At 63.5% G+C, this 394-nt stretch carries 1 protein-coding gene; it reads right to left on the reverse strand.

The features are described 5' to 3' along the window. Nucleotides 1–394: caspase family protein (locus JHD07_RS14685; protein WP_291623329.1), on the reverse strand; the 394-nt coding region annotated here is incomplete at both ends.

Genomic DNA, 394 nt, shown 5'->3' on the forward strand with positions numbered 1-394 from the left:
ACGCAGCCGCTTGGCGCCATCCGCCGAGGAAACGAGCCGCTCCAGATGGATCGCCTCGTCGTCGGCGTCGCGGTCGGAAGCCAGCCGTGCATCGACCGGAATGAGATAATTGGTGCCGGCGATCTCAAGCCCGTGCCCGGCATAATAAACAACCGCGATGTCGGCCTGGTCCGCCGTGGTCTCGAACTTGCGGATGGCGCGCTTGAATTCGAGGTTGCCGACATTGTTCAGCGTCTCGACAGTATCGAAGCCGGCATCGCGGAACATCTTTGCGACCGAATTGGCATCGCGCGACGGATTGGGCAGTTGCGGCACCGATTGATAGAGCGAGTTGCCGACCACCAGCGCCACGCGCCGCTCGGCGAACGCGCAATCGCTCGCCAGGACCACGAGC

The sequence above is a fragment of the Bradyrhizobium sp. genome, from assembly GCF_016462955.1.
Lineage (GTDB): Bacteria > Pseudomonadota > Alphaproteobacteria > Rhizobiales > Xanthobacteraceae > Bradyrhizobium.